At 40.2% G+C, this 24,589-nt stretch carries 18 protein-coding genes and 1 tRNA gene; 14 read left to right on the top strand and 5 right to left on the bottom strand.

Features of this window, described 5'->3' with window-relative positions:
- Nucleotides 1–23 precede the first annotated feature (23 nt).
- The gene (locus tag QZ574_RS01280; protein WP_297085943.1) at nucleotides 24–605 is read right to left on the bottom strand and encodes an RNA polymerase sigma-70 factor; all 582 of its coding nucleotides are present in this window, start codon (nucleotides 603–605) and stop codon (nucleotides 24–26) included.
- A gap of 141 nt (nucleotides 606–746) precedes the next feature.
- Here QZ574_RS01280 and QZ574_RS01275 point away from each other — a divergent pair, with 141 nt between their 5' ends.
- From QZ574_RS01275 to QZ574_RS01245, 7 genes are all read left to right on the top strand, one after another.
- Entirely contained in the window at nucleotides 747–2,129 is a 1,383-nt protein-coding gene (locus QZ574_RS01275; RefSeq protein ID WP_297085941.1) for an MFS transporter, read from the top strand.
- Between the two features lie 147 nt (nucleotides 2,130–2,276).
- A tRNA-Leu gene (locus tag QZ574_RS01270) sits at nucleotides 2,277–2,360 on the top strand.
- A gap of 731 nt (nucleotides 2,361–3,091) precedes the next feature.
- Entirely contained in the window at nucleotides 3,092–4,396 is a 1,305-nt protein-coding gene (locus QZ574_RS01265) for an ATP-binding protein (protein WP_297085939.1), read from the top strand.
- Nucleotides 4,397–4,871: 475 nt separating this feature from the next.
- Nucleotides 4,872–5,090 (top strand): hypothetical protein, encoded by a 219-nt coding sequence (locus QZ574_RS01260; protein ID WP_297085937.1) that lies wholly within the window; start codon nucleotides 4,872–4,874, stop codon nucleotides 5,088–5,090.
- A 203-nt stretch (nucleotides 5,091–5,293) separates the two neighbouring features.
- Nucleotides 5,294–6,445 (top strand): NEW3 domain-containing protein, encoded by a 1,152-nt coding sequence (locus tag QZ574_RS01255; protein ID WP_297085936.1) that lies wholly within the window; start codon nucleotides 5,294–5,296, stop codon nucleotides 6,443–6,445.
- A gap of 3 nt (nucleotides 6,446–6,448) precedes the next feature.
- Nucleotides 6,449–7,423, top strand: a complete 975-nt coding sequence (locus QZ574_RS01250; RefSeq protein ID WP_297085934.1) for an ABC transporter ATP-binding protein — start codon at nucleotides 6,449–6,451, stop codon at nucleotides 7,421–7,423.
- A complete protein-coding gene (locus QZ574_RS01245; RefSeq protein ID WP_297085932.1) occupies nucleotides 7,416–8,384 on the top strand; it encodes an ABC transporter permease subunit in 969 nt (322 codons plus the stop codon). Before QZ574_RS01250 ends, QZ574_RS01245 begins: the two co-directional genes overlap by 8 nt.
- Nucleotides 8,385–8,509: 125 nt before the next feature.
- Here QZ574_RS01245 and QZ574_RS01240 read toward each other — a convergent pair whose 3' ends face one another.
- Nucleotides 8,510–10,123, bottom strand: a complete 1,614-nt coding sequence (locus QZ574_RS01240) for a glycoside hydrolase family 43 protein (RefSeq protein WP_297085930.1) — start codon at nucleotides 10,121–10,123, stop codon at nucleotides 8,510–8,512.
- A 193-nt stretch (nucleotides 10,124–10,316) separates the two neighbouring features.
- Nucleotides 10,317–11,855, bottom strand: a complete 1,539-nt coding sequence (locus tag QZ574_RS01235; protein WP_297085928.1) for an alpha-L-arabinofuranosidase C-terminal domain-containing protein — start codon at nucleotides 11,853–11,855, stop codon at nucleotides 10,317–10,319.
- Between the two features lie 276 nt (nucleotides 11,856–12,131).
- Between QZ574_RS01235 and QZ574_RS01230 the strand changes: the two genes are divergently transcribed.
- Nucleotides 12,132–12,557 carry a DoxX family protein gene (locus QZ574_RS01230; RefSeq protein WP_297085925.1) on the top strand — a complete coding sequence of 142 codons (426 nt, stop codon included), beginning with the start codon at nucleotides 12,132–12,134 and terminating at the stop codon, nucleotides 12,555–12,557.
- 17 nt (nucleotides 12,558–12,574) lie between these two features.
- Here QZ574_RS01230 and QZ574_RS01225 read toward each other — a convergent pair whose 3' ends face one another.
- Together QZ574_RS01225 and QZ574_RS01220 are read right to left on the bottom strand one after the other, a co-directional pair.
- The gene (locus QZ574_RS01225; protein WP_297085923.1) at nucleotides 12,575–13,927 is read right to left on the bottom strand and encodes an ATP-binding protein; all 1,353 of its coding nucleotides are present in this window, start codon (nucleotides 13,925–13,927) and stop codon (nucleotides 12,575–12,577) included.
- The gene (locus QZ574_RS01220) at nucleotides 13,924–15,288 is read right to left on the bottom strand and encodes a sigma-54 dependent transcriptional regulator (RefSeq protein WP_297085921.1); all 1,365 of its coding nucleotides are present in this window, start codon (nucleotides 15,286–15,288) and stop codon (nucleotides 13,924–13,926) included. The genes QZ574_RS01225 and QZ574_RS01220 overlap by 4 nt, the downstream gene beginning before the upstream one ends.
- Before the next feature lie 395 nt (nucleotides 15,289–15,683).
- Here QZ574_RS01220 and QZ574_RS01215 point away from each other — a divergent pair, with 395 nt between their 5' ends.
- The 6 genes from QZ574_RS01215 to QZ574_RS01190 all read left to right on the top strand — a co-directional run bounded on the left by QZ574_RS01215 (nucleotide 15,684) and on the right by QZ574_RS01190 (nucleotide 24,481).
- Nucleotides 15,684–17,039 carry a TolC family protein gene (locus tag QZ574_RS01215; RefSeq protein ID WP_297085918.1) on the top strand — a complete coding sequence of 452 codons (1,356 nt, stop codon included), beginning with the start codon at nucleotides 15,684–15,686 and terminating at the stop codon, nucleotides 17,037–17,039.
- A 50-nt stretch (nucleotides 17,040–17,089) separates the two neighbouring features.
- On the top strand, nucleotides 17,090–18,346 hold the full coding sequence (locus QZ574_RS01210) for an efflux RND transporter periplasmic adaptor subunit (protein ID WP_297085916.1): 1,257 nt from the start codon (nucleotides 17,090–17,092) through the stop codon (nucleotides 18,344–18,346).
- An 87-nt stretch (nucleotides 18,347–18,433) separates the two neighbouring features.
- On the top strand, nucleotides 18,434–18,817 hold the full coding sequence (locus QZ574_RS01205; protein ID WP_297085914.1) for a four helix bundle protein: 384 nt from the start codon (nucleotides 18,434–18,436) through the stop codon (nucleotides 18,815–18,817).
- Between the two features lie 114 nt (nucleotides 18,818–18,931).
- On the top strand, nucleotides 18,932–19,630 hold the full coding sequence (locus tag QZ574_RS01200; RefSeq protein WP_297085911.1) for an ABC transporter ATP-binding protein: 699 nt from the start codon (nucleotides 18,932–18,934) through the stop codon (nucleotides 19,628–19,630).
- 85 nt (nucleotides 19,631–19,715) lie between these two features.
- On the top strand, nucleotides 19,716–22,064 hold the full coding sequence (locus tag QZ574_RS01195; protein WP_297085909.1) for an ABC transporter permease: 2,349 nt from the start codon (nucleotides 19,716–19,718) through the stop codon (nucleotides 22,062–22,064).
- 86 nt (nucleotides 22,065–22,150) lie between these two features.
- Nucleotides 22,151–24,481 (top strand): ABC transporter permease, encoded by a 2,331-nt coding sequence (locus QZ574_RS01190; protein ID WP_297085907.1) that lies wholly within the window; start codon nucleotides 22,151–22,153, stop codon nucleotides 24,479–24,481.
- Nucleotides 24,482–24,589 lie beyond the last annotated feature (108 nt).

Raw genomic sequence — 24,589 nt, 5'->3', positions numbered from 1 at the left:
GACAGTACACAACTAATTTACCCCTAAGCTTTTTTAATTTTTGCAAACAAAAAATAGAATAAGAAGGTGTTATATTTTTTTAATTTATCGCGTAATGATTTGATTGCCAGTCCCATTTGCGCTTCAACTGTTTTTACAGACAAGTTTAATTTTTCAGCAATTTCACGGTATTTTAGGCCCTCCTCGCGGCTGAGCCGGAAAATTTCGCGGCGTTTTTCGGGCAGCTCTTCAATACTTTTTGCAATATCATCAGCCAGATGTACTTCTACGTAGCTATTGTTAAAAGGCTGCATTTCAGTTTCAGCAAGTACAGTTTTGGCATGTTGTAATTTAATGTTGTTGTGTTTTATGTGGTTTAAACACAAATTTTTAACCGAACGAAACAAGTAGTTTTTCAACGAAGTTTCAATGCTTAAATCGCTTCGGCGCTCCCAAAATTTCACAAAAAATTCCTGTACAATTTCTTCTGCCGAATCGGGGTTGTTTAAAATTTTGGTAGCAAAACTACACAGGTAACCGTAATACGTTTTAAAGAGTTTTTCAAAAGCTTTTACGTCTCCCTGCTGTATGCTTACAAAAAGATTTTTTTCGTCAAATGTGTTCATCTACAAATTGTTCTATCGGTAGATGCTAAGGTATAAAAAAGAAATTCTTTGTAAAAGATTGAAATTATGTTTAAGAAATTTATATCATTTTGTGAAACCATTTAAGCTGTTATTTTTGTGGCCTTTAAATCGTTGAAAATTATGAGCAAAGAAAGAAAAGAAACCTGGAATTTTCCACGCGCATTTTGGGTTGCCAACACAGTGGAATTGTTTGAACGCGCAGCCTACTACGGAGTGTTTATTGTAATAACACTTTACCTGTCGCGAATTATCGGATTTGGCGATATCGAAGCTGCCTCTATTGCAGGTACTTTCTCTGCTATTTTATATTTACTGCCTACATTTGCCGGTGCTTATGCCGATAAAATAGGTTTTCGCAAATCGTTAATGCTGGCCTTTGGTTTGCTTACGCTAGGTTATGCCGGAATGGGTATTTTACCCACTATGTTTGAATCGGCCGGGTTGGTAGAGTATGGCGATAAAACAGTGTTTAACGGATTAGATACATCGTCAGCACGTTGGGCGGTTGTTCCGGCAATGGCACTGATAATTATTGGGGGCTCGTTTATAAAATCGGTAATAACAGGTACAGTTGCCAAAGAAACCACTGAAGCTAACCGGGCCCGGGGCTACAGTATTTTTTATGCCATGGTAAATATTGGTGCTTTCTCAGGTAAAACAGTTGTAAAACCACTGCGCGAAGCTATGGGTAACGAAGGTTTAATTTGGATTAGCTACTTCTCTGCAATTATGACTTTATTAGGGTTAGTTGTGGTTTTTTTACTGTATAAAAGTAAAGAGGAAGATGGCCAGGGAAAAAGCATCTCTGAACTATGGGACGGCTTTATTCGCGTACTCACCAATACCCGATTAATTGTGCTAATTCTTATAATTACCGGCTTTTGGATGGTACAGCACCAGATGTATGCCACCATGCCAAAATACGTATTACGTTTAGCCGGCGAGGGCGCATCACCATCGTGGTATGCCAACGTTAACCCCTTAATTGTATTTACCACTGTTGGCTTGGTAACGCATTTTATGCGCAAACGAACCGCGCTATTCAGTATGACAGTAGGTATGTTTATTATGCCCGTTTCGGCCTTGTTTATGGCTGCCGGAAACATGATGCCCGAAGGAAATATTTTAGGAATGCACCCCGTTGCGTTTATGATGGTGGTGGGTATTGCTTTTCAGGGGTTTGCTGAAACCTTTATTTCACCACGTTTTCTTGAATATTTTTCGTTGCAGGCTCCCAAAGGCGAAGAAGGCTTGTACCTTGGTTTTAGTCATTTACATTCGTTCCTGTCGTCTATTTTAGGTTTTGTTATGTCGGGGGTGTTGTTAGATAAATATTGCCCTGACCCGCGTTTGTTCGATACGCACGAAGAATGGGCTTCAGCAGCAAGCAATGCCCATTATATTTGGTTTTTCTTTGTAGGCATTGCAATGGTTTCGGCAGTGGCATTAATCATTTACGGGCAGGTGGTTCGTAAACTGGATAGAAACAAGAAACCAGCTTAAAAATGGTTGTTTATTAAAATAGAAAATACCTCTTTGTAGTCAGGCAAAGGGGTATTTTTTTGTTGAAACGAAATCTTTTTTGGCAGATCTTTGGGAATTCGCTTGAAATAGTTACTTTTGCGAACCAATTTTCCACAAAGGAAGTTTGCCCGGGTGGCGGAATTGGTAGACGCGCTGGATTCAAAATCCAGTTCTGGCAACGGAGTGCGGGTTCGATTCCCGCCCCGGGTACTTGGTGAAATGCCAAAAAACATTAAAAGCGCTTAAAATCAATGTTTTAAGCGCTTTTTTATTTAGCATAAATATCAAAAAAAGTGCTTTAAAAGCATCTAAAATGCGACAAAATCGAGACCTATGGTTAAATAGATCCGATAGGTCTCGCTAAACGCTATAACTCGCTGATTCATTTCATTTTAATTGGTTTAATTTGGTTCGTTTTACTGTTTTAAAAGTGGCATTTATAATGTATTTTTAGACAGTGAGCGAGACCTAAATTGTTAAAATTTATGGATTATGAGGATAAGTGGAAACGCCAGTCAGATTGACCACCCCTGGCCAATTTAAATTGACCATCGACGCCGGAGCAAATTGACAAGAGTTTTGGAATTGTTTGTATTCTTTGATGCCAATACACCTTTCTCATACTTCGAAAGGAGACTTGGCATCAAAGCATTGGAAAAACACTTGCCAATTTACTGTCCTCCAGCGCATTCTTTCAGCCCATTTATTCCGCCTTCTTTTGCCTAATGCCTGAATTGGAAAGGGCCGGTGTTTACGATTTGGGATTAAGGATAGCATTGGGAAATGGATGAAGATGGAAGTATTTTTCTTTTCATTGGTACAAAAGTCATTGGAAAAAGTGTGTTGACTCTCAAAAAGTCGTTCGAAAAAGTGTGGCGAATCGCAAAAAGTCGTTCGAAAAAGCGTATTTTTGTATTGAAGAAGATACAAAATAAATTACTATGGAAAGGACAGCAATAGCATATCTTTATGATTGGAAGAATAAAGAGAATAGAAAACCACTTATAATACGAGGTGCCCGTCAGGTGGGTAAAACCTGGCTTATGAAAGAATTTGGAAAGAAAGAATATGCTCAAACTGCTTATGTGAATTTTGAAAGTTCCAGAATTCTAAAGGATTTATTTTCTGAAGATTATAATATAACCCGAATAATTAATGCTATTCAGATCGAAACGGGAGTACAAATCAATACTAAAGATACCTTAATCATATTGGATGAAATTCAGGAAGCAGAGGGAGGAATAACTTCATTAAAATATTTTTATGAAAATACACCGGAGTATCATGTAATAGCTGCCGGATCTTTATTGGGAGTATCACTTCATCAACATACTTCTTTCCCTGTTGGAAAGGTCGATTTTCTGGATTTGTATCCGTTAAACTTTCCAGAATTCTTGATGGCACTAAATCAAGAGTCTTTATTAAAACTTATTGAGTCCAAAGACTGGAGCCTGATTCGTAATTTTAAACCAAAATTAATTGAGTATTTAAGGCAGTATTATTATACAGGAGGAATGCCGGAGGTGGTTTTATCTTTTATTCAGAACAATGATTATAGTGAAGTTCGACAAATTCAAAATAATATCCTGTTGGCCTATGAACAAGACTTTTCAAAACATGCTCCAGTAGAGATTGTTCCCCGGATAAGAATGCTTTGGAATTCTACCCTTGCACAATTAGCAAAAGAAAACAAAAAGTTCATTTACAGTGCTGTTAAAAAAGGAGCGAGAGCAAAAGATTTCGAACTTTCTTTATCCTGGTTAATTGATAGTGGCTTGATTTATAAAGTCAATAGAATAAATAAAGCTGGTATTCCACTGAAAGCTTATGAAGATATGGATGCTTTTAAACTGTTTATTGTTGATGTAGGTTTATTAGCTGCCATGGGCAATCTCGATGTAAAAACGTTACTTGACGGAAACACAATTTTTGAAGAGTTTAAAGGAGCGCTGACAGAGCAATATGCATTACAGCAATTAAAAACGATACCTGATATTCCTATTTATTATTGGTCAGCAGATAAAGCTAATGCTGAAATCGATTTCGTTATTCAACACCTGAGAAATGTTGTACCAATTGAAGTAAAAGCAGCTGAAAATTTACAAGCGAAAAGCTTAAAGTCGTTTAAAGGACGATATCCGGATTCAATTGCAGTTCGGACATCGATGTCAGATTACAGAGAAGAAGATTGGTTGCTTAATGTTCCTTTGTATGCAATAAATTATTTACCAGAAATAGTTGATTAGAAAAAATTCAGGTGTACTTGAAAAAAATCTATTTAGCAGCAAAATTTCAAATACGGTTGAAAAATGAATGGCATATATTCATATCCTGTTATAGGTTTGAATAAGAACACAAAATTTTGTATTTTTAAGCTATAAAATATTGAAAATGAACCAGTGAGAGACAAAAACGAGACCTCACCATTGGCATTAAAATAACACATTGATTATAAGCGTGTTACGGGCGTGGTTCAATTCCCGCCCCGATACTAAAACGCCTGATTATCAATCGATAATTAAGCGTTTTAGTTTTCTGGGATACAAATAGGATACAAAAAATCAAAAAATTACCTTTTTCTTGTTTATATAATTCACCAGGCATCATTTTTTAAAAAATGTAAAGCAGTTTTAAATTTTGTTAAATGGCAATTTTGTCGATTTTTTGAAAAAAAAGATTTTTTAAATTCGTTCCCCGAAAAAATCATATAGCGTATTAACTATGGATATCATTATTGATGGTGTAAAGCAAGATTATGACCGTCAGAATGCGGTCGGTAAGTTAAATTACTTGCACGAAACAAGTAAAAACCTGGGTTTTAACGATTTTCAATGTTCGAAGCCAAACCAAAATCGACATTCCGGTTCGTGGGCCCGGCATAACCTAAAACGTTGTTTATTTTCATCAGTTAAAAACCTGCGGTTTAATGTAAAAACCTAACGGCTGCCATACTATAGTCTGTAGTTTTCAGATGAATTTTTATCAAACCTTAGTTTCGAGATAAGCGGATGACACTACCCGCTGCTACTGAAAAGCTACAATTCAAACAATACTTTTTACCCCCTTTTATGACGTTGTAGAAGCAATAGAAAAATTGTTGAACTGTTAAATAAAAATTATTAGCTAAAAATGGAGGATCATTTATGAAAAGAGTGAACTTTTACTTCCGATTATTATTATCCATTGTTTGTGGGTTAATAATCCATGTTAACCTTTTTGCAAATAATACTGATAGCCTTGAGCTATATACTCCTTACACCAAAATATCGGTTTCACCCGGTAAATCAGTAAGTTATTCCATCGAAGTAATTAATAAGGGAACAACTACCCGAAATGAAGCTATTTCTGTTGCAGGCATGCCCTACAAATGGGATTACACTTTAACAGCAGGTGGGTACAATATCAGTAGGTTGGCGGTGTTGCCCGGCGAAAAGAAAAAAGTAGATTTAAAAATTGAGGTACCCTATCAGGTGCGAAAGGGAAACTATGCTTTTTCAGTAAAAACCGGCGAAAATGTAAGTTTGCCCTTAACCATCAGGGTTTCTTCGGCAGGCTCCAGCGAATCAGAGTTAAGTTGCGATCAGAAAAACATGGAAGGCACTACCAAATCAAATTTTTCGTTTAAGGCCGTATTAAAAAATAAAACGGCAAGCAAACAACAGTATGCTTTAATGGCACAAGCCCCACGTGGCTGGACAGTGGCTATAAAACCAAACTATAAACAGGCCACTTCAACCGAGGTTGAGGCCAATGGAACAAAAGACATTACTTACGAGATAAAACCATCGAAAACCGCTAAAGCCGGAAGCTATAAAATTCCTGTTAAAGCGGTTGCCGGCTCCACTTCGGCAGAGCTGGAACTGGAGGTTGTAATTACCGGAACTTACGAGCTGAATTTCAGCACGCCAACGGGGCTGTTAAGTGCTAAGGCGACGGCTGGCGAAGAAAAAAAAGTTGAATTGCTGGTCAATAATGCAGGCTCGTCAAATCTCGAAAATATTGTGCTATCAGCATCGAAACCAAGGAGTTGGGAAGCCACTTTTGAACCCGATACTATTTCATCGCTGGAGCCCGGGCAAACTAAAACAGTTTTTGCCACCATTAAAGCCGATAAAAAAGCAATACCCGGCGACTATGTTACAAAAATAACTGCACGCAACCCCGAGGTAAACGAAACTCTTTCTTTTCGGGTAATGGTAAAAACTCCCATGCTTATGGGGTGGATTGGGGTTTTTATTATTGTGGCAGCCATTGCAGTAGTAATTTATTTGTTTAAAAAGTACGGAAGGAGGTAAGCCGTGACAGATCCAATTATTCAACTTACCGGGGTAAGTAAAAAATACGGTGATTTTACGGCTGTTGATAATTTAAACCTTTCAGTTGCAAAAGGTGAAATATTTGGCTTGCTGGGCCCCAACGGAGCCGGAAAATCAACCAGTATTTTAATGATGCTTGGCCTTACCGAACCAAGTGCAGGCGAGGTAATGCTTGGAGGCATAAATGCAACAACAAACCCAATTGAGGTGAAAAAAAAGGTGGGCTACCTACCTGAAGATGTGGGGTTTTATACCGACCGAACAGGATTGGAGAATCTGGTGTTTACCGCGCGCTTAAACGGAATAAAAACGGATGAAGCCAGGGCTAAAGCCAAAAGCCTGATGGAAAGAGTAGGCCTGAGTGATGAAATGAACAAGAAAACAGGCAAATATTCAAAAGGGATGCGGCAACGTCTGGGATTGGCTGATGTACTGATTAAAAATCCCGAAGTTATTATTCTTGATGAACCAACTTCCGGTATCGATCCCAAAGGCGTTCAGGATTTTTTGAACCTGATTGTGGAATTACGCAACGAGCACCGGATAAGCGTATTGTTTTCGTCGCACAACCTGCACCAGGTACAACAGGTTTGCGACCGGGTGGGAATATTTGTTGACGGAAAGTTGCTGGCTGAAGGAAACATGGATGCACTCTCGAAAAAGCTATTTACCCACGGAATGTACCTTATTGAGCTGGGTATTGACAGGCAATCGGTTCCTGAAGAAACAGTTGCTGATGCAGCCTGGCTTTCTTCGGTGCTTAAACCGCTGAAAGGGGTACAAAACATCAGGCAGCAAAACGAGGTGTTTTTAATAGAGTGCGACAGCGACCTTTCGCCTGCAATTGCAAAAACAGTTGTGGCGAATAAGCTCGGATTAAATTTTCTGAACAGAAAAGAATATGGACTGGACGCTATTTATAACCGCTATTTTGAAGGAGGATTAAATAATGATTAGGACAACACATCGATCAGCAAATGCTTTTTGGGTACTGGTAAATAAAGAAATTGCCGACATTATCAGAAGTTGGAAATTTATAATTATGCTGGCGCTGGTGGTGTTAACCTGTATGGGCTCGTTGTATGCCGCATTAAGCGATTTTTCAGAAGTGGTAAAAGCCGGTAAAAGCGATGATGCTTTTTTCTTTCTGAAACTGTTTACTCACTCTGATGGCACCTTGCCCTCTTTTACGGTATTTGTGAGCTTTTTAGGCCCATTGTTAGGCATAAGTATGGGTTTCGACAGTATAAACCAGGAACAGAGCCGCGGAACGCTGAGCAGAATACTGGCACAACCTGTTTTTCGCGATTATGTTTTAAACGCCAAGTTTACAGCTGCATTGGTAGTATTAAGTATACTTTTTGCAGTACTTGGTTTACTGGTTCTTGGATTTGGACTTATTTTTATAGGTATCCCGCCAACTGCCGAAGAGTTTTTACGCATCGTGATTTTTTCCATGGTTACTACTTTGTATGTTGCTTTTTGGCTGAATCTGGCCATGCTATTTTCGGTAAAATTTAGCCAGGCAGCCACTTCGGCATTGGCGGGTATTTCCATCTGGTTATTTTTCACCATTTTTTACCCCATTGTAGTTAATCTTATTGCCAAAGGCATTTCGCCCGAACGTTTTATTAACGAGAGCCATGTGGTTTATTTTCAGCGAATTATTCAGAATATAATGCGTTTAAATCCGGGGCAGCTATTTAACGATGCCACCACATCGTTGTTAATGCCCAGCGTGCGAAGTCTTGGCCCGCTCACGATGGAGCAAATGAGTGGAGCCATTCCGGGGCCCTTGCCATTGGGGCAAAGCCTGCTGTTGGTTTGGCCCCAGGTAACAGCTTTAATTGCCGGAACGGTAACTTTTTTTGCCATAGCTTATACCTTGTTTATGCGGCGCGAAGTGCGCTCGAGATAATTAAATGAGTTAGACACTTAAAACAAATGGCATCCTGTTTATAAATAAAGGATGCCATTTTTATTTTTTTATTCAGACTTCAAGCGTATTGGGTTCGAAGTGCAACGATTTTGTTTTTCGCTTATTTAGTCCCCAATGTATTCTACCCAATCGTAATCGGCTTTTGCTGTTGCAACTTTACCGTTTCCTGTGGCATACAACCCGAAATAAACCCCGGTAAATCCGCCAACTGTTTCTGTACTCAGGTAGCGGCTGTCTACTTTTTCAATTTCCCGGTAATCGTTGTCACCCTGTGCATATAAAAAAGCATAAGTACTGGTTTCGCCTTTTATCCGAAGCTTTACAGGGCCGGGTTTTAGTGCCGTTTTTTCCGATTTATAGGTTATCGAGCCAAATTTTAATTGAACCTGCAGGTAACGTTGTTCGGCTTCTCCGCTTACCATAAGGTTGAAATGCGTACCATTGTTTAGCAGAACTATCCCTGCTTCTTCGTTGGTGGAATTGGGATTAAATTCAAGTTGTGTGCTTACCGTAAAATTTAAGTCGGTAAGCCTTTTCCCGATAAACGTTGAGGAGTGTTGCGTTGAAATTATTTGCGCATCGCCCTTTAAGCGCAAGTAACCCGGCCGTTCGGTAAGCGAGTAATTCGTTGAGTTTGGTAGCTGAATATAGTTCCACTCCAGGTCAAGTGTTTCGGTGTCAAAATTAATTTTTGAAGGCTTTTCGGCTTTTGTTTGCAGAGGCAGAGTGGGGCAGGTCATTTTTTCGGTAGCAGTGCCGTTGCCGTTAACCACAGGCCATCCGTTTTTTGGCCAGGTAACGGGAGCCAGACAGGTTTCGCGACCCAGTAAATGATGCACCGGATAAGAAATACTTCGGTATCCATGAAACAGAAGCCAAAACGATCCATCGTGTGCCTGCACCATATCGGCGTGGCCAACCCCCTGAATGGGATTGCCTTGTGCAGCAGCATTGGCATGTGCCAAAATAGGATTGGCAGGGTTAGTAATGTACGGGCCCCAAATGCTGTTGCTGCGAGCAATGGTAACGTGGTGCGCTTCTTCTGTTCCGCCTTCTGAAGCCATCAGGTAGTAATAGCCATCTTTTTTATAAATGTGCGGTCCTTCGGGGTAACGGCCACCGGTTCCGTGCCACACCTTTTTTCCTTCGTTTAGTATCTTGCCTGTTTTCAGGTCAATTTCATACAGTTTAAATTCACTTGAAATAATGTAGCTTCTCCCATCTTCATCCCAAAACAAATCGGGATCAATTCCGCCAACTTCAATAAACACCGGATCGCTCCAGGGGCCGGCCGGATTGGTTGCGGTTACATAAAAATTACCTCGTGGTTCGCCAAACGATGTGGTTATCATGTAAAAAGTTCCTTCGTGGTAACGAATGGTAGCTGCAAAAATATTCAGGCTTTTTTTCAGCTGCTCTTTGCGGTGAATACAGTGCCCGATTTGTTCCCAGTTTACCAAATCGTTGCTGTGAAATACGGGCACTCCCGGATAATACTCAAAAGTGCTGGTGATGAGGTAATAATCGTTGCCAACCCGGCAAACACTGGGGTCGGAGTAAAAGCCCGGAATAACAGGATTGTGATAGGTTACCCTTGCATCGGGTTCGTTTTGAGCCACAAAGGGGTTGGCTAAATCCTGGGCAAACAAAGGTAAACTATTCAATAGTACCGCAAGAAAAAATGAATGTTTTAACAGCTTAGTTGGTATCCATCTCATGAGTTAAAATTTTAGTTATTAAGTTGGTTAAATGTTACAAAATAAACGATCTGATTAATCCTGAATCAACCGTTCTGTTTTGTTCTGCAAATATAGTACAAATGACAATAAGCAACCTGAAAAACAACCACATCTTTTACCAACAAAAAAAGGAAGCATTGGCTTCCTCTTCGATTTTTATTCGGGTTATTGTTTATTGCAACTGCACTAAAACCACCGATTTAGAAGGTAGTTCGACAGAGAGTTTGCCGTTTTTGGGTTTGGCAACATTAAATTTTTTAATAGAAACCAGCTCGTCTTTGCCAAAATCATTATAATCTGATATGTTTTCAGCAGTAATTATTTGGGCACCGGCTAATTTTAAATCTGTATCTAAAACGCAATCTACTTTTAATGCTTTATTCGGATTTGCATTGGTTAATGTAATGCTTGTTATACCATCTTTTTTTGAAGCAGATGCTGTTAAGGCAGGAATTGCCTGACCGTTGAATTCATATTCTTCGCTCTCTATTTCAAGAGGAATAAGTGTGGCATCCTGATGCACATTGTACATTTTAAACACATGATAGGTAGGTGTTTTAACCATTTGAGCACCTTTGGTAAGTATAACCGATTGTAAAACATTCACAATCTGGGCAATGTTTGCCATGCTGATTCTGTCGGCATGATTGTTAAAAATATTCAGGTTTATGCCGGCAACCAAGGCATCGCGTAAGGTATTTTGCTGCTGCAGAAAACCATCTTTTGTGCCTGGTAGTTTATCGTACCAGGTTCCCCATTCATCAACGATTAGTTTCACTTTTCCTTCCGGATCGTATTGATCCATAATCTCCAGGTGGTCGTTAATATAGTCTTTAATAAACAGGGTGTTGTAAAGCGTTTTAAAATACATTTCTTCACCAAAATCAATGGAAGAACCTTTGCTGCCCGACCAACTTCCGGTGGGAAGGGTGTAGTAATGTAACGACACGCCCTGGGTTAAATGCATTTTTCCCTTTAATCCGGCCATGATTTTTTCAGTCCAGTTTTTATCCCCTCCCGATGGGCCACAGATTACGCGTTGTAAATCGTTTCCTTTAACGTAGCATGCAAAATTACGGTAAACATTGGCATAATATTCGGGGGTCATTTCGCCACCACAGCCCCAGTTTTCGTTTCCAATACCCCAAAATTTTACATCCCAGGGGTCTTCGCGGCCATTTTCTTTTCGTAATTCTGTCATGGGGCTTTCGTTGCTCGATGTAACGTATTCCACCCATTCGGCTGCTTCCTGCACGGTACCCGAGCCAACATTTATGCTTAGGTAGGGCTCGGTATCAATTAATTCACAAAAATCTAAAAATTCATGGGTGCCAAAGCTGTTGTCTTCAGTAACTCCACCCCAGTGAACATTAACAATCGAAGGACGCTCTTCCTTTGGCCCAATGCCGTCTTTCCAGTGGTAGGTGTCGGCAAAGCAACCCCCTGGCCAGCGCAAAACCGGAACTTTTAGTTCTTTAAATGCTTCTACTACGTCAATTCGGTAGCCATCAATATTTGGAATATCCGAATCTTCGCCAACATAAATTCCTTCGTAGATACAGGTACCCAGGTGCTCGGAGAAATGACCATAAATTTCTTTGTTGATTTTAGTTTTTGCCTGGCTGGAATGAAGAACCAGTGTGTTTTGTGCAAATGAAAATGATACAGTCAAAAGCAGAAAAGCAGAAAAAGTGATTTTAACTTTAAGCATGATTTAGTTGTTTTAGTTTGTATTTTTTATTCAGGTTTAGTGTTTAAACCTCTCACTGCTAAAGTAGTTTTTATGGTGAAAATACCCAAAAAAACAAGTGCGTAAATGCTTGCAGCGCAGCATTTAACTTGCTGCTGATAAAACAGGAGAAGCGGGATGTTTGAAAGCTAGTGCCATTGTTTTATAAACAGGTAAGTTGGCGTTAAAAGTTGTATCTTTTCTCCAAGCATTCAGATCAATTCATCTTTTTTGCTAACATTGTCTTATTAATGTTTTATGAAATTAACTGCCACGAAAAAATTGTTTCAAACAAAACTAAATAATACACGGGTAGATTTGTCGCTACTGATTTTGCGCCTGGCTTCCGGAGGCTTTATGCTTACCCATGGATGGCCAAAGTTGCAGCGCCTGTTAGCTGGCGAAATGAAATTTGGCGATCCGTTGGGATTAGGCCCCGAGTTATCGCTTATACTGGCTGTTTTTGCAGAGGTTTTTTGTGCCATTCTGGTAGTGCTGGGTTTGGGCACCCGCCTGGCAGTAATTCCTTTAATTGTAACCATGGCAGTTGCAGCGTTTATTACACATGGTGCCGATTCGTTTGCACGCAAAGAGCTGGCCTTGTTTTACCTGGTAAGCTATGTTATTTTACTGCTGATGGGTAGCGGAAAAATATCGGTCGACCGTTTGATTGCCAGGAGATAAGGCTAAAACCAATGAGTTTAAAAAACCAGAACAGCCGAAGTATATTTTCCTGAAACGGAATGCATTTTTAAGCTGCCACCATGCATTTGCATAATTTGTCGCGAAATGCTTAAGCCAATGCCCGAGCCATTTTCTTTTGTGGTAAAAAAGGGAACAAAAATTTTGTCCATCAGCTCATCCGAAATTCCCGGGCCATTGTCGGTAATGGTTATTGTTGGTCGTCCTTTTTCGTTAAGCTTTGTACTAATTTTTACTTTGGCGTCGCCATTGTTTTCGTTGGCCTGAAAAGCATTTTTTACCAGGTTAATCAGTACCTGCGAAATCTGTTTTTCATCGGCAAGAAGCTCCAGTTCGTCAGGAATAATTTCGCAAGACAAGCTAATGTGATCCGCATGATCAAAAGAGCCCGATAATACGCGCATATTTTCCATCAGGTTTTTTACCCGGAATACTTTCTTTTCGGGTGCCGGAATTCGTGTAATTTTTCGGTACGACTCCACAAAATTAATCAGCCCTTTGCCCTGTTCGCGTATAACTTCTAAACCGCGAATGGTGGTGTCAATCGTTTTCTGATCGATATTTTCGGGCGATTTTACGGCACCGTTATGGTAAAAATAGCCGGCCAAACTTTCTGATAATGAGGTAACCGGTGTTATCGAATTCATAATTTCATGCATCATTACCCGAATTAGTTTGCGCCACGACTCCAGTTCTTTTTCATCCAGCTGGTTTTTTATGTCATGCACCGAAATCAGCATTAGCTCATCGTTGCCCGAAATAAACGAATTGGATTTTATCAGCAATTGAATCGTACCGTTGGCCAGGTGCAGTGTAATGAGACGTTGCTCGGAGGGTTTTATGTCTTTAATGGTTTGAAAAAGTTTTTTGTCTATTCGCTTTAGTTGGTTAATGTGAGTAAGTACATCCACCTCGAAAAGTTGTTTGGCCAGGTTGTTCGAGTGCAGAATAAACCCTTTTTTATTAAAGGTAAACATGCCTGTTGCAGCATGCTCGAGCAAGGCTTGGAAATATTGTTCCTGGCGTTGGTTGTTTAGGTAAATCTGTTGAATTTGCTTGTTCACCTTATCAAGGCTTTGGTTGAGGTCGTTTAATATTTTGTTATGCGTATCATACGGAAAGCGTAAAGTAGAATCTTCGTTTTTTATGGCATCAAAAAAATAAAAAATACGGCGGTTTGTACGGTTCAGAAAATAAATAAGATTTAGGGTAGAACCAAGTAAAATTGCAAAAGCGATAACCGTTAAAACATTGATTTGACCTGCAAATACAGACCAGGCCAAAAGTAGAGCGGCGAGCAGTAAAATCAGTACCCTTAAGAGTATATTTATGTACAGGTTTTTACTTATCATAGCCCATATTTTTTAATTTTATTGTACAACGTTTGGCGTGTTATGCCAAGCTTTTCAGCGGCCAGGCTCATATTTCCGGCCGCGTTATCAATGGCTGATAAAATCATTCTTTTTTCCATCTCTTCAATGGTCAGGTCTTCATCGTCAAATTTAGATGACAAAACCTGTTTAAAGAAAAAATCTTCGGGTTTAAGCACCTGTGCATCGCTTAAAATTACTGCTTTCTCAATAGTGTGCTGTAGCTCGCGAATATTTCCGGGCCAGTTGTATTTTAACAGTTTTTCCTGTGCGGCCTGGTTTATTTTTAACCCGGGCTTTTCGTATTTTGCTGTAAATTTTTTCAGAAAAAAATCGGCTAAAATAATGACGTCATTCCCGCGGTTGCGAAGCGGAGGAACCTCAATCTGAATGGTATTTATTCGATAAAGTAAATCCTCGCGAAACAAGCCTTCGGTAACCATGTTTTCCAGGTTTTTGTTGGTGGCGCAAACCAGGCGGATATCAACCGGAATGGGTTTGTCTGATCCCAATCGCATAAACTCGCGGTTTTGAATTGCTGCCAGTAGTTTAGCCTGCAAATGAAACGACAGGTTACCAATTTCATCAAGAAAAAGTGTGCCTTTATGAGCGGTTTCAAATTTTCCGGCGCGGTTTTCGCGGGCATCGGTAAAAGCTCCTTTAACATGCCCAAACAGCTCGCTTTCAAAAAGCGTTTCGCTTATGGCGCCCATGTCAACGCTTACCATAACCTCGTGGCAGCGCTGCGAAAGGCGATGAATTTCGCGGGCAATCAGCTCTTTGCCCGTTCCGTTTTCTCCTGTTATCAGTATGTTTGCATTGGTTTTTGCTACTTTGCGCACCATGTTCATCACCTGCATAAGCAAAGGAGATGAACCAATAATATATTTCTTATCGCGGTTAAGCTCCTGCTTCAGTCCGGCTTGTTTTTGTTTAAGTTGGCCCACTTCGGTTTTGGAGTAATTGAGTTGTACAGCCGCCTTAACGGTAGCTAGCAGTTTACTGTTTTCCCAGGGTTTAGGAACAAAATCAGAAGCACCCTGCTTTAATGCTTTTACGGCCAGTTCCACCTCGCTGTACGCTGTAATTAGCACCACCGAGAGATCGGGATAGTCTTTTTTAATTTGGCTAAGCCAGTATAGTCCTTCGTTTCCGGTGTTAATCCCGGCCTGAAAATTCATATCCAGAATAACTACGTTGTAGCTGCCTGTGCGTAATTCTTCGGGTATGCGGTTGGGATTAGTGATTCCTTTTACGGCATCAAACTCGGGACCCAGCAATATCTCCAGCGTGCTGATAATGCTTTTATTGTCGTCTACAATTAAGATGTTTCCTTTTGGCATGTGTTTTTTAAATTGCCCTTTCAGGGCGCTGTTCGAATTATCGTATCATATTTCCCAACGCGTTGCATTGGGCTGAATTAAGTTGCCACTTTGTGGCGTTTTATCATCAAATGTTCTTCGGGCTGAAAGCCCAATTTAATTCAGCCCGGAGGCAACGCCTCGTGATGTTAATTTGCAGAACATAAAAGCGGACTGAAAGCCCAGCTTAATGCTTCTGTTTCTCCTATCCAAAATTAGATGAAGACCAAACCAATTCCAACCAGCTGTAAAAATATTTTACAATATTCTGTAAATAATTTTAACGCCAGGGATGGCGTGCTTGGTGTAAAAAACACAATATCAGGCACTTGGGTTTGTGGCATTATTGTGGCATATAAAGCTGCAAATAACTTGCAATGATGATAAAAACACATATAGTTCTTTTCGTATTTATTAGTTTGATTATGGGAAATGTGGTTCAGGCACAAAAGGATTGGAGCCTGAACCAATGCATTTCCTATGCCATTGAGAATAACATTAATTTGCGGGATTACGAGCTACAGGAGAAATTGTCGATCGAGAATGTGCAGCAATCAAAACGTAATATGTTGCCGGCAATTAACGCATCAACCAGTGTTGGATTAAATTTTGGGCGCTCGGTTGACCCCAATACAAATACCTACATCGATACGGAGTTTTTTAATAACTCCTACAATTTGTCCTCATCTATTGCCGTGTTTGACGGCTTTCGTTTGCAAAATCAAATTAAATACCAGCAATTCAGAAAACAAATGTCAGCATACAACCGAATAAATGCATCCGATGATTTGGCCTTTAGCGTAATGGTTGCATTTTTTGATGTTGTTTATTACAAAGGAATGCTCGAAATAGCCAACGAGCAGGTTGAAGCCTCGAAGCTAAGTTTGAAAACAACAGAAAAGAAGGTGGAAGTCGGCCTTCAAGCCAAAACCGACTTATTGGATATGCGCGCCAACCTGGAGCGCGAGGAGCTGAACAAAATTCAGATTGAAAATGCAGTTGAAACAGCAACATTAAAATTGAAACAGCTCATGAATTTTATTTCACCTGAAGAAATGATTTTGGTAGATGAATCGTCGATGGTTTTTAGTGAAAAAGTAGATCAGCCCGCTTTACTTTTTGAGCAATTTACTACTTGGTCGCCCTATTACCAAAGCATTGTGGCCAGTGTAAAAGCTACAGAGAAAGGCCTGGCATTAAGTCGCTCAGCATTATTCCCGTCAGTTTATGCAAGCGGATCAATAAGTACCGGATATTACGAAACAAATACCGATGACGATGGCAACACGGTAGCCTTTAACAACCAATGGAAGAACAATAAAAACCAATATGTTGGAGCCACGCTAAGAATTCCGGTTTTTAATAAATGGGCCAACCGCTCGGAGCTTACAAAAGCCAAACTGGAACTGGAACGCGCAAAGAATAGTCTTGATGATGAGAGTCAGAAATTGTTCTTTGAAATGGTAAATAACCTTACAGAACTTGAAGCATTGTACAAAGAATACAGTCAGTATGAAAAACGTACGGAGGTTGACGAGCTGGCTTTTCAGGCTGCTGAAAAGAAATTTGACCAGGGACTCATTGATATTAATGATTACTACATTGCTAAGAACCGATTGGCAAACACACAAAGCCAGGTGTTACGATCGCGTACGCAGTGGGAGATAAAAATGAAAGTTCTGCAGTTTTACAAAGGACAACGGTTTTGGGAAATGGACGAAAATGCTCAGTAATCAGTTGAGAAAGCAGAAAAATTAATTGAAAAAAGTAAAAGACCATAGACATGGGAATGGATAAAAAAATTGAAAAGAAAAAAGGCTTAAAAGCCAAACACATTATTTGGATTGTTGGCGGATTGGCGTTTGCCTTTTTGTTGTATAAGGTGGTATTGGGAAGTAGCGGCTCGGTATTTCGGGCCGAGAGAGATAAGCTAACAATTAGTTCGGTTACCGATGGCGAGTTTAACGACTACATCACGGTAATTGGCCAGGTAGAACCCATAACAACCATTTTTTTGGATGTGGAAGAAGGCGGGAAAGTAGAGGAGATTTACATTGAAGAAGGCGAAATGGTTAAAGAAGGTGATGTAATTCTGAAATTGAAAAACAACGACCTGAATACAACCATTATGAACAGTGAATCGAATATGGCTTACCACTCCAACGAACTTCGTAACACACAAATAATTATTGAACAGCAGCAAATTAGCAACCAACGTGCAAAGCTTGAAATAGACCTACAGGTAACGCAGGCCGAGCGCAAATTTAAACAATTCGAGGCCTTGTTTAACGACGATTTAATTGCCAGGGAAGAGTACCTGCAAGCCAAAGAAGACTACGAACTGGCCTTAAAAGAGAAAGAGCTGACTTATTTAAAATTTGAACAGGATTCGATTTTTCGTACCAATCAAAAACAAAATATGGATGAAAGTCTGGCCAACATGCGCGAAAACCTGAAAATGGCCCGTTTGCGCCTCGATAATCTGAATGTAAAAGCACCGGCTGATGGACAATTAGGACTTCTGAATGCTGAAATTGGCGAGTCAATCGCCCGTGGTCAGCGCATTGGGATGGTAAACATTCTTACCGATTTTAAAATAAATGCACTTATCGATGAGCATTACATCGACCGTGTACGTCGTGGATTGAATTCATCGTTTGAGCGTGGTGGCGAAAATTACGACCTTACCGTTAAAAAGGTCTACCCCGAAGTGCGTGAAGGGCAGTTTGAAATTGATATGATTTTTGAAGGGGCAAAGCCGGATAACATTCGTACCGGGCAAACTTACCATACAAAATTGCAGTTGGGACAGCCCGAAAAAGCGGTGCTCATTCCTAAAGGTGGTTTTTTTCAGAGCACCGGCGGCCAATGGGTGTATGTGCTTAATGATAATGAAACGGAAGCCGAAAAACGCAGCATCCGTATCGGGAAACAAAATCCGCAGTATTATGAAGTATTGGAAGGATTAACACCGGGAGAAAAGGTGATTACTTCCAGCTATGATTTGTTTGGCGACAATGATCGGATTGTGTTTAAGTAAGCGCAGAGGGCTGAGAGGAAAGCGCAAAGCGTTTTGGAGTATAATCAACTGAGGATATTCAATCGATTTAATAAAAACTATTTCTATATGGCACATTTTAGGTTTATGGATTTAGACATCTGGAAAGAAGCTATTGGTTTAAACGATGAGCTTTACGATTTGGCAGAAATTCTGGAGCAGGCAAAGCATTTTCGGGCTGCCGAACAATTAAGGGCAGCATCATTAAGTATTTCTAACAACATCGCTGAAGGTGCCGGTTCTTTTTCTGATAAGGATTTTGCTAATTTTCTGAAGTTTGCCAGACGTTCAGTTTTTGAAACAGTTAATATTGTTTACGTCACTTATCGCAGAAAATTTATTACCGAAGATGAACTCAATAAAAAGCTTGATGATATGGATAAACTAAGCAGAAAAATAACAAATTTCAGAAAGAAAATATTAGGCCCAGAGTGCAAAGTGCCCAGTGCATAGCAAAAGAAGCAAGATGGATTTAAGAGTGTCTTATAGTTACAGACTTTTTCTTTTTCGCCTTGCGCCATGCCCTCTGCACTTTGCAAATTGATTAAATAACAAAACAAAAATATCATGATAAAAACAACAGACTTAACAAAAGTATTCCGCACCGAAGAAATTGAAACCAGTGCGTTAAATGAAGTGAATTTACATGTTAAAAAAGGCGAATTTGTTGCCATTATGGGCCCTTCAGGATGCGGAAAATCTACCCTGCTAAATATTATTGGTTTGCTTGATAACCCAAGTGGCGGCCAATATTTTTTTGACGGGGAAGAAGTTGGCCAGCTGAAAGAACGTAACCGCACCATGTTACGAAAAGGAAACATTGGTTTTGTATTTCAGAGCTTTAACCTGATTGACGAACTAAATGTGTACGAAAACGTGGAGTTGCCATTAATTTATCTGAAGCTGAAAGCCCGCGAGCGCAAAGAGATGGTTGAGAAAGTATTGGAACGTATGAAAATTGCTCACCGGGCAAAACACTTCCCACAACAATTGTCGGGTGGTCAGCAGCAGCGTGTGGCTATTGCCCGTGCGGTAGTTGCCAATCCAAAACTAATTCTTGCTGATGAGCCTACCGGTAACCTCGATTCGAAAAACGGCCAGGAGGTAATGAACCTTCTAACCGAACTCAACCGCGAAGGCACCACCATTGTAATGGTAACGCACTCGCTACACGACTCGGAATTTGCCCATCGCGTAATTAACCTGTTTGATGGTATGATTATTACCGAGGAGGTGAAAAAGGAAATGGGGGAGATTCTGTTATAGAAAACAGCAGGGTGCAAAGGGCCTCGAGCAGGGGATGAGTTAACCCTAAGCGCTCTGCGTTGCACCTCTTTCAAAAAAGAAAGCCATGAAAGATTTACGATTTATATTCAGAATGTTTCGGCGAAATCCCTTGTTGGTTTTTGTTAACCTTCCCGGATTAGCTATTGGATTAAGTGCTGTTTTGCTCCTGTCGGTTTACCTGAAACACGAGCTAAGTTACGACCAGCATTTTCAAACGAAAAACAATGTTTTACGACTTTATAACGCAGTTAGCGAAGAGGGCAGCATTACAAATTATGGCATCTGTTTGCGAAGGGCATATACGGAAATTCCATCTCGAGTTCCGGAAATAAGATCAGCTACTCAAATTTACAGGGGGTGGGAGACAACCGTCAAATACGAGCAACAAAAATTTCCCAACTTGCAATTACTGTTTGCTGATGAGGATTTCTTCGATGTATTTGGATTGAAGTTAATTCTGGGAAACAGCAGCAATGCTTTGGTGGGTGAAAACAACGTGGTTATTACCCGGTCAACGGCACTAAAAGTATTTAATTCCGTGGATTGTGTTGGCAAGGTTCTAAATGTTTCTGAGGAGCCGGCTACAGTAACGGGTGTAATAAATGATTTACCCAATAACACACACTTCAATTTCGATTTGTTGGTGTCGATGCAGACGGTTCATCCCGAAAAATGGGGAGGATTGGAGCTATACACTTATTTTAGGATTGACGAAAATACCAATTTAGCTGAGGTTGGCGAAAAAATAGCCGCTGCAAATAACGAGATTATGAAACCATGGGGTGATCCGTTTAACGCGACTGTAGAAAGCGGGACTGAACTGCTGGCAGATTTACATTTACACACCGTTGTTGATTTCGATCTTTCGCCAAAAGCTAATTTAGCACACATTATTATTATTGCAGGCATTGCCTTTTTGGTATTGCTAATTGCATTGGTAAATTACATCAATTTGTATGTTTTACATGGTGAAAAGCGGATTGCCGAAGTTGCCTCACGAAAATCCTTGGGAGCAACCCAAAGCACCTTGTCGCGTTTGTTTTTCACCGAAACATCGGTCATCAGCCTTTTGTCGTTTGTGTTGGCTTTGGGACTAACAGCCCTTGTTCAACCTGCTTTTGCAAGGCTAATGAAAAGCCAGATCGAGCTTTCAGACATGTTTTCCTTTTCCGGCATTTTGCTGGTTTTGGCAATTCTTGCAGTTATAATATTGGTTTCGGGTGCATATCCAAGTTATTATTTGTCGAAATTAAACCTGGTAAATGCACTTAAAGGAAAGTCCTCCAGGGTAAAACGAAAAAGCACACTGTCGCGTATTGCAGTTATTTCGCAGTTTTCCATATCTGTTTTTCTTATTAGTGCGCTGGTAATTGTTTTTGCACAAGTGAACTATTTAAAAGAAGTGCCACTTGGTTTTAATCCCGAGAATGTAATTGGTATTACCAACCTAGATAACGAGGTGCGAAAAAGTGCGTTGTCTATTGCTGATGATTTAAAAAAACTGGCATTTGTTGAAGATGTAGCTTTTTCTGATCATGGGATGGGACGAGGCTCAAGCGGACAGGGAATAAAAAAATATGGCAATCCTGGAAATTTGAATAGTGTAAATGCATATCGGGTACATCCCGGATTTGCAAAAACCATGCAACTGGAGCTGGTCGATGGTCGGTATTTTAATCAATCGGAAACGGATAAAAATGCGGTAATTCTTAACGAAGCAGCTGCAAAAATGTTGGGTCCTGATGTAAAAGTTGGGAGCTTGGTACAAATGTTCAAAGATCCACTAACAGTAATCGCCATTGCAAAAGATTTTTACTATATCGATCATCCCGGAGCTCCTATCGAACCTCTGGTTATAACCAATAAACGCAACAATGTTAACAACATTTATGTGCGGACAAATACCGCAGCCACTTCCGCCCAGCAGGCACAAATTGATGAAGTGATTAAAAGTTATTCGCCCGAACTCATCATTAGCAAGTTTCAGTTAACCGATGTTTACGCTAATAAGTACACAAACGAAGAGCGTATGATTAAACTGGTTTCTACCGGCGCAGGACTGGCGATCATTATCAGCTTTATTGGGTTAATGGCCCTTTCGGTTATGAATGTAAACCGACGGAAAAAGGAGATTGGAATAAGAAAAGTAATTGGAAGCACCGAGACACAGGTTGTTCGTGATCTGTTAAAAGAAACATTTATCCTGGTTCTTATCGCTATTGCTATCGCCTTTGTTGGCAGCTATTTTACCATGCAACAGTGGCTGCAAAATTTTGTAAACCGCGTTTCCATCAGTCCTGTATATTTTTTGGTTAGCGCTGCTTTTGCACTGTTTGTTGCTTTTATGGCCGTTAGCTGGCAAAGTTGGCGGGCGGCTACGCGGAATCCGGTTGAGGCTCTTAGGTGCGAATGAGAATGTTTGCCGGGATTGGGAAATCAATGACGCAACGTGTTTATTCGTCTTCTATCAATGCTATTAAAACATGAAAAACAATTACGATGATACTGTTTAAACTAAAATTAGCTATTCGGAACCTATTAAAAGATAAGGTAAACAGTACACTTATTATTGGCGGATTTGCCATTGGTTTTACCGCCTTTATTCTTATTGGTCTGTTTTACGTGTCGGAGCACCGGGTGAATAAGGTGTTTACTAATTCTGAAAATATTTATCGTATTTACGATGCTAAACAAGAAACGGTTAACCTCGACTACGATTTGTTCCCAGCACTATTGGAGCAATATCCAGAAATTGTAAATGCCTGCCCGATGGAATATGCAGGTGGTTTTCCGCTTGTAATAAAAGACTCGGAGTTGGATGCAAATTTTAGGGTTAATCAAATGATGGCAACCACCGAAAACTTCTTTGATATTTTTGAAATTGAAATTGTTGAAAGTATTTCGGACAAAGCTTTTGCTTTCGATAAATCGATGGTAATTACCCAATCGGTTGCAAAACAAATGTATGGTTCTGTAAGCCCACTTGGGCGAACGTTAACTTCCGATTGGTTTGAGGGAACCATAACCGCTGTTATTAAAGATATTCCGCGAGCGGCGACATTCGATGCTGAACTGATTATTAATTCGGGGTCTGAAGATTTTCGCATGTCGCAATCGTGTAATGATGGAAGATGTTGGTTTACAACGCCGCATTTTGTCGTTTTCAACAATTCTGTTAATCCTGTACAGTTTGCCGAAAAAGTTAATCTTACAATAAAAGATGTAAGTGTAAATGTTGACAGTTTGGCTTTTCAAAATATTGAAGATATCTATTTGACAACCATGCAGGTAAAAGATTCTCAGAAAAGAGGGAATTCAAAAGTTCTCAGTATTTTCCTGGTTATAGGTATTCTAATTTTACTTTTATCGAGTATCAATTACATCAATTTTACGGTTTCGAAACAGTTTAGTAAGCAGAAAGAGTTTGGTATTAAAAAGACCAACGGAGCTAACCTTGCAAATCTGTTTACCGGCTCGTTGGTTGAAGTTTCGCTTGGAATTCTTCTTTCGGTTGGCTTGGCTTTGCTTATTACCTTGGCAGTGCTTCCGTATACCGAAATCATTTTTGGGAAACGTATATTATTTTTCGATGCAAATACCAGAGCGTCATTACTTGTTTTCTTTGGAATTGTTGTTTTTGTAATCTTGCTAAATAGCTTAGCCCCGGTTTATGTGCTTACCAAATTTAATATAACCGATTTTCTGGCCGGAAGCAGCAAACGCACCGGGAAACAGATCGGGCGACAGGCCATGTTAACCTTTCAATTAGTTGCTTCAATTGTTTTAATTGCTGCAGTGCTAACTATTTTTAAACAACTGCAGTATGTAAAACATTACGACCTTGGATTTAACGAGGAACATCTTGTCCGCTTCGAGCTCCCATACTTTTATGAAACACCGTCAACCCTAAAAGAAGAAATTGGTAAACTGCCCTTTGTTGCCGGAAGTACTTTGAGTGACGGTCATCCTGGTCATGTAAAATTAAGAATGGGGAGTGGTGATTCTGAAAATAATTTTACCGTTCACTGCATTACTATTTCCGACGATTACCTTGAAACCATGGGCATGAACCTGTTGGAGGGGCGAGAATTTCATTTGGGTGATGAGGGACGAACTTGTTTATTTAACGAAGAAGCCATAAAAAGATACGGCTGGGACAATATTAAAGATAAGACCTACAAACAAGGAGGAAAAGGCGGTTATAAAGTGTTGGGAGTTGTAGAAAATTTTAATACCACCTCGCTACATTCGGCAGTAGTTCCACTTGCTTTGTTGTACCGCCCGGAAGAAAAGTTTGGAGCCTTATCGGTTCGTTTAACACCCGGAAATATTTCACAACAATTAAACGATATTGAAAAAGTGTGGACAGGGATTTTACCCAACGAGCCCATGTATTTTACTTTCTACGACCAGCAATTTCAGGCTCTGTACGAAAAAGAAGTGCGCCTGGCCAAGTCTGTTTCTTTCTTTTCGTTAATAGCCATTGTGCTTACTTGTATGGGTATTTTGGGACAAATACTGCTAATAAGTTTTACCCGAACAAAAGAAATCAGCATCCGCAAAGTAAACGGCGCCAAAGTTTCAGAAATCCTATCAATGCTAAATAAAGACTTTATAAAATGGGTAGCCATAGCCTTTGTAATAGCCTGCCCAATTGCATACTATGCCATGAACAAATGGCTCGAAAACTTCGCCTACAAAACCACTTTAAGCTGGTGGATTTTTGCACTGGCCGGAGTACTGGCTTTGGGAATTGCGTTGTTAACGGTAAGCTGGCAGAGTTGGCGGGCGGCTACCCGGAATCCTGTCGAAGTACTTCGATACGAATAGTGAGAAGTGCGAAGATCCTTGATAGCGAAGCGTATCGGGATGGAGGCGCTGAGGTACGAATAGAGGCTATCCGAAATTCTCGATAGCAGAGCGTATCGGGATTGAAGT

It is taken from the genome of uncultured Draconibacterium sp. (assembly GCF_913063105.1).
GTDB lineage: Bacteria > Bacteroidota > Bacteroidia > Bacteroidales > Prolixibacteraceae > Draconibacterium.
This window is presented reverse-complemented; position numbering and strand designations above follow the sequence as displayed.

Coding starts and splice junctions, on each gene's coding strand:
- QZ574_RS01280 (WP_297085943.1), bottom strand. CDS start 605: ATGAACACATTTGACGAAAAAAATCTTTTTGTAAGCATACAGCAGGGA.
- QZ574_RS01275 (WP_297085941.1), top strand. CDS start 747: ATGAGCAAAGAAAGAAAAGAAACCTGGAATTTTCCACGCGCATTTTGG.
- QZ574_RS01265 (WP_297085939.1), top strand. CDS start 3,092: ATGGAAAGGACAGCAATAGCATATCTTTATGATTGGAAGAATAAAGAG.
- QZ574_RS01260 (WP_297085937.1), top strand. CDS start 4,872: ATGGATATCATTATTGATGGTGTAAAGCAAGATTATGACCGTCAGAAT.
- QZ574_RS01255 (WP_297085936.1), top strand. CDS start 5,294: ATGAAAAGAGTGAACTTTTACTTCCGATTATTATTATCCATTGTTTGT.
- QZ574_RS01245 (WP_297085932.1), top strand. CDS start 7,416: ATGATTAGGACAACACATCGATCAGCAAATGCTTTTTGGGTACTGGTA.
- QZ574_RS01240 (WP_297085930.1), bottom strand. CDS start 10,123: ATGAGATGGATACCAACTAAGCTGTTAAAACATTCATTTTTTCTTGCG.
- QZ574_RS01235 (WP_297085928.1), bottom strand. CDS start 11,855: ATGCTTAAAGTTAAAATCACTTTTTCTGCTTTTCTGCTTTTGACTGTA.
- QZ574_RS01230 (WP_297085925.1), top strand. CDS start 12,132: ATGAAATTAACTGCCACGAAAAAATTGTTTCAAACAAAACTAAATAAT.
- QZ574_RS01225 (WP_297085923.1), bottom strand. CDS start 13,927: ATGATAAGTAAAAACCTGTACATAAATATACTCTTAAGGGTACTGATT.
- QZ574_RS01220 (WP_297085921.1), bottom strand. CDS start 15,288: ATGCCAAAAGGAAACATCTTAATTGTAGACGACAATAAAAGCATTATC.
- QZ574_RS01215 (WP_297085918.1), top strand. CDS start 15,684: ATGATGATAAAAACACATATAGTTCTTTTCGTATTTATTAGTTTGATT.
- QZ574_RS01210 (WP_297085916.1), top strand. CDS start 17,090: ATGGGAATGGATAAAAAAATTGAAAAGAAAAAAGGCTTAAAAGCCAAA.
- QZ574_RS01205 (WP_297085914.1), top strand. CDS start 18,434: ATGGCACATTTTAGGTTTATGGATTTAGACATCTGGAAAGAAGCTATT.
- QZ574_RS01200 (WP_297085911.1), top strand. CDS start 18,932: ATGATAAAAACAACAGACTTAACAAAAGTATTCCGCACCGAAGAAATT.
- QZ574_RS01195 (WP_297085909.1), top strand. CDS start 19,716: ATGAAAGATTTACGATTTATATTCAGAATGTTTCGGCGAAATCCCTTG.
- QZ574_RS01190 (WP_297085907.1), top strand. CDS start 22,151: ATGATACTGTTTAAACTAAAATTAGCTATTCGGAACCTATTAAAAGAT.